A 4,014-nucleotide genomic window follows, 5' to 3' on the forward strand; every position below is an offset into this window, starting at 1 on the left:
GGCCGAGATCACCCGACCAAGGACCATGTTCGATCGGAACCGTCCTCATGATCGATAGAGATACGGCTTCTCAAGCCTTCTCGGCGCGGATCGAATAGGTGAGGGGGGTGCGCGGAGCGCCTTCAGGATGCCGGTAGCTCTCGCCGTCGTGGCGCTCAAGCGACTGGCGTTGGAGGTAGAAGGTGTGGTCGTGCTCGTGGAGGAACTGGATCCGTAGCCCAGCTCCTGCGATCGCCGAGACAACGGTCGACAGGCTGTGCCGCCGCTCGACGGTCTCGTTGTGTTCCGTCATTGCCGCCTCGTCCGCGTAGGTGCAGGGGCCTCCCGAGGCTTCCGGACCTTCATCGAAGTAGTCGTGCGTGACCGTGCTTGCGGTCTCATCGTCGAGGACGAAGCTGAAGGGATGGAACTCCGCAAGGTACAGGCACCCGGCCGGAGCAAGTAGTTCAGCGACCACCGACGCCCAGCGGCTGATGTCGGGCAGCCAGTTCAGCGCCCCGAAGCTGACGTAGACGATGTCGAAGGTCTCCCCCTCGACCGCCGAGACCGCGTCGTGGACGTCCGCGGTCAGGAAGCGTGCGTCGATGCCGAGTTCAGTCGCGAGTCGTGAAGCCGCTGTCGTAGAGGGCAGCGCCCAGATGAATGGGCACCCGCTCGTCCCAGTACGCCTTGTTCAACTCCCGCCAGCGCCCTGCGAGGTCGCCCATGAACCGGGACGATACACGGAGGGGGACGGGCACACTACGCTGCCGGACTCGCCAACCATTCGGTGGGCCGTCACGGTGGACGTCGTACCGACGGTCTCTTCGCCAGCATCTTCCGCTGCAGCCGCCTGCCCTGCGCGACCGCCAGGGGGACGGCACGCAGCCCGAACGAGGGAAGCGCGTCTGCCACGCGCGCCTGCAGTCCCCGCCAGCCCGGTACCGCGGTGACCGGGCGTGGGCGGTCCAGCACCTTGCGCACCGCGTCGACGACCTCCTCGGGCATGAGCAGTTTGCCGGAGAAGGACAGTGCCGCGGCGGGGTCGTCGAGTTTGTCGTGGAGCATCGGGGTCCAGATGCCGTCGGGGCAGACGCAGGAGATGTCGATGTCTTTGATCCCGGCCAGGCGCAGGTCGGCGAGTGTGCTCAGGCTGAAGCCGATCGCGGCGTGCTTGGACGCGGCGTACACCGCCTCGCCCGGGACCGCGGTCAGTCCCGCCAGTGATATGACGTTGACGATGTGCCCGCCCGTGCCCCGCATGGCCTCGATTGCGGCGACGGTGCCGTTGACGGTGCCGAGCGCGTTGACCTCCAGCATCAGGCGTCGTACGTCGGGCGGCTGCTCCCACGCCGGCCCGGTCACGAGCACGCCGGCGTTGTTGACCCACACATCGAGGCGGCCGGCCTCCGCCACGATGCGGTCCCGCGCCGCGGCGACCTGGACCTCGTCGCGCACGTCGACGGCGGCCCACGACACGTCAGGCCCGAGCTCGGCCGCCGCGGCGCACGCCGCCTCCTCGTCGACGTCGGTGACCAGCACTTGGTGGCGGCGCTGGACCAGAGCCGCAGCGATCAGCATGCCGAGGCCGCGGCCCGCCCCGGTGACCACCGCGCCGGCGCGGGAGCGGCTCATCCCCGACCGCCCTTGATCTCGCCGTAGGTGATCCCGCCGTGGACGTAGGTGGGCACCACGGGCCAGAACCGCTTCCACGGGGCCAGCGCGGTGGAGGGCAGGATCTGCAGCCAGCGCGGGTCCGCCTTGCACCGGTCGGCGAGCGTCTTCTCCTTGACCATCGAGTCGTACTGGTCCAGCGAGTCCTCCAGCGTGTTGGCGTTGGGGCATATCTCGCGGCCGAAGACCTCGTGGTAGCGGCGTACGCCGGGGATCTTGGACAGCTCCGGCTGCCAGTTGTCCAGAGAGATGCCGTTCTCCGAAGACACCCACACCCCGTCGGGGGTGTTGAGCACCAGCGAGTGGTTGCCGTCGGTGTGCCCGGGGGTCCACAGCAGCGCGACGCCGGGACCGAGCTCGACGTCCCCGTCGAGGGTGACGAACTTCTCCGGGTCGACGCCGTCCAGCCCGCCGTCGACGTACCACGCCCACTGCATCGGGTGCAGGGACTCAAGGGTCGCCAGCTCGCGGTTGTGCACCAGCATCCTCGCCCCGCCGAACAGCGGTTTGCGTGGAGCCGCCTCGCCCTCGATGACCTCGGTGGAGCCCAGGATCATCCGCGGGTCCTGTACGTGCAGGTGGTCGAAGGTGCAGAAGTCGATGTCGTCAGGGATCAGCCCCAGTCGGCGCAGCACGTCGCCGGGCTCGGCGTAATACCGCAGCACCATCCGCTCGAGCAGTTTGCCGCCGGGAACCTTGTCCGTCACCTTCTGCAGGTTGCGGTAGAACGGCGCTTTTGCGGAGCCTTCCGGCACCGTCGGCTCGAAGACCAGCGTGCGTGCCCGGCCGTCGAAGTCGTCGTACTGCACGACGATCATGCGGTTGATCATCGAGATCAGCGGGAGCGTGGGCACCGAGACGGCGTCGTGGAAGGCGTACTTCACCGGGTACGGCGCCGCGGCGATGTCAACCGACTGCACCGCGCGCACCTGGCCCTGGGTCTTGAAGCGCTCCTTGTACGCCGCGGCGGCCTCACGGACCGCCTGCAGTCGTTCTCCGCGCGGCCACACGTCGTGGACGCCGTCGAACTCGGGGATCGGTCGCGCACCGATCCCGGTCAGGTGGTCGTTTCCGGCTGTCGCCATGGGCCACTCCTCACTCTCGTCGTCGTCAGCAGAATGCCCTGTGCAGCACGGCGGGATTTGTTCCAGCGCGACAATCTCAGGAGGTGCCACGCACCCTACGGCGCACCTCGCTCGGACTGGCGCCCCACCACCGTCGTACGGCGTGGCTGAGGCCGGACTGGTCGGCGAAGCCCGCCATCGCGGCCACCTGTCCGAGAGGCAGGTCGGTGGTGGTGATGTAGCGCAGCGCGAGATCCTGCCGTACGTCCTCGAGGATCGTCTCGAAGCTGGTCGACTCCTCGGCGAGACGCCGTTGCAGCGTACGGGGATGCATCGCAAGGAGCCGCGCGACGTGACCGATCGCCGCAGGGGTGGTGCCAAGGCTCCCGGCCAGGGCCCGTCGGACGTGCGTGGAGACCAAGCGCTCCGGATCGGTGTGGTGACTGGTCAGGTAGTCGACGGCGAGCCGGCGGATCACCGCGTCGGCGCTGCGGAACTCCTCGTCGAGCAGCCGCCGCTCCACGCGCAGCGCGGCGGTCGGGCACCCGAACTTCACATCCACGCCGAAGAAGTTGGTGTACCGCGACACCGGCGACAGGGGCTGGTGCGGCAGCTCCACCGCGCGAAGGCCGGCCAGGCTGCCGACCAGAGCCATCGCCACCTGGTGAAAGAGGCCGAGCCCGAGCTCCATGGCCTGTGGGGAGTACGGCGACTCGCGCAGATCCTTCCGATAGGTCAGCGCGACCACCTCGCGGCACCCCCGCGGATCTGGTTCCACACCGACGCTCAGCGCCGAGCTGTGCACGAACAGGAACCGCGAGGCACACTCCAGTGCATCCGCCACCGTCGACGACGCCTGGATGGCCAGCGCCAGCCGGCCGAGGATGCTGAGATCCTGGCGGCAGGCCAGGCGGAGGCCGAAATCAGGGCATCGAAGCTCACGGGCGACCGCGTCGAGCATCAGGTCGTGGCTGGTGATCGGGATGAGTCCCTCCTCGGAGGTGAGCGCCTGCCAAGGGATCGCGAACCGCCCCATGAACTCCCCGGGGTCGCCGTCGAGTTCCTCGACGACGCGCGCGAAGCCGCGCAGGCTGGCGCCCCGAATCATCGCACCCACCCGGGCGATGCTAACCCCAGCGGGTGTGCGGTCAAGGAGCCTGAAGGCTGTCACCTCCTTCTCCGGTGGCGGCAGCCTGTCGCCGGAAGTCCTCGCCGAGCGCCTGCTCCTGGTCATGTACGCCTACGGCACCAACACCGGAATCAAGATCGTTGCCTTGGCGTATCCGCCCAACTCCAC

General features: G+C 68.5%; 4 protein-coding genes. All 4 read right to left on the bottom strand.

The genetic code is table 11. The annotated features are described in order from the left end of the window. Positions 1-70: 70 nt before the first annotated feature. A complete protein-coding gene (locus VXC91_RS43100; RefSeq protein WP_329512809.1) occupies positions 71-292 on the bottom strand; it encodes a hypothetical protein in 222 nt (73 codons plus the stop codon). 485 nt (positions 293-777) lie between these two features. Further along, positions 778-1,614 (bottom strand): SDR family oxidoreductase, encoded by an 837-nt coding sequence (locus tag VXC91_RS43105; protein ID WP_329512810.1) that lies wholly within the window; start codon positions 1,612-1,614, stop codon positions 778-780. After that, positions 1,611-2,738, bottom strand: coding sequence for an MBL fold metallo-hydrolase (locus tag VXC91_RS43110; protein WP_329512811.1), 1,128 nt, complete (start codon positions 2,736-2,738; stop codon positions 1,611-1,613). The genes VXC91_RS43105 and VXC91_RS43110 overlap by 4 nt, the downstream gene beginning before the upstream one ends. A gap of 76 nt (positions 2,739-2,814) precedes the next feature. Next, positions 2,815-3,825: an AraC family transcriptional regulator gene (locus VXC91_RS43115; RefSeq protein ID WP_329512812.1), complete on the bottom strand. Its 1,011-nt coding sequence runs from the start codon at positions 3,823-3,825 to the stop codon at positions 2,815-2,817. Positions 3,826-4,014: the final 189 nt, after the last annotated feature.

The sequence above is a fragment of the Streptomyces chiangmaiensis genome (assembly GCF_036281785.1).
Classification (GTDB): domain Bacteria; phylum Actinomycetota; class Actinomycetes; order Streptomycetales; family Streptomycetaceae; genus Streptomyces; species Streptomyces chiangmaiensis.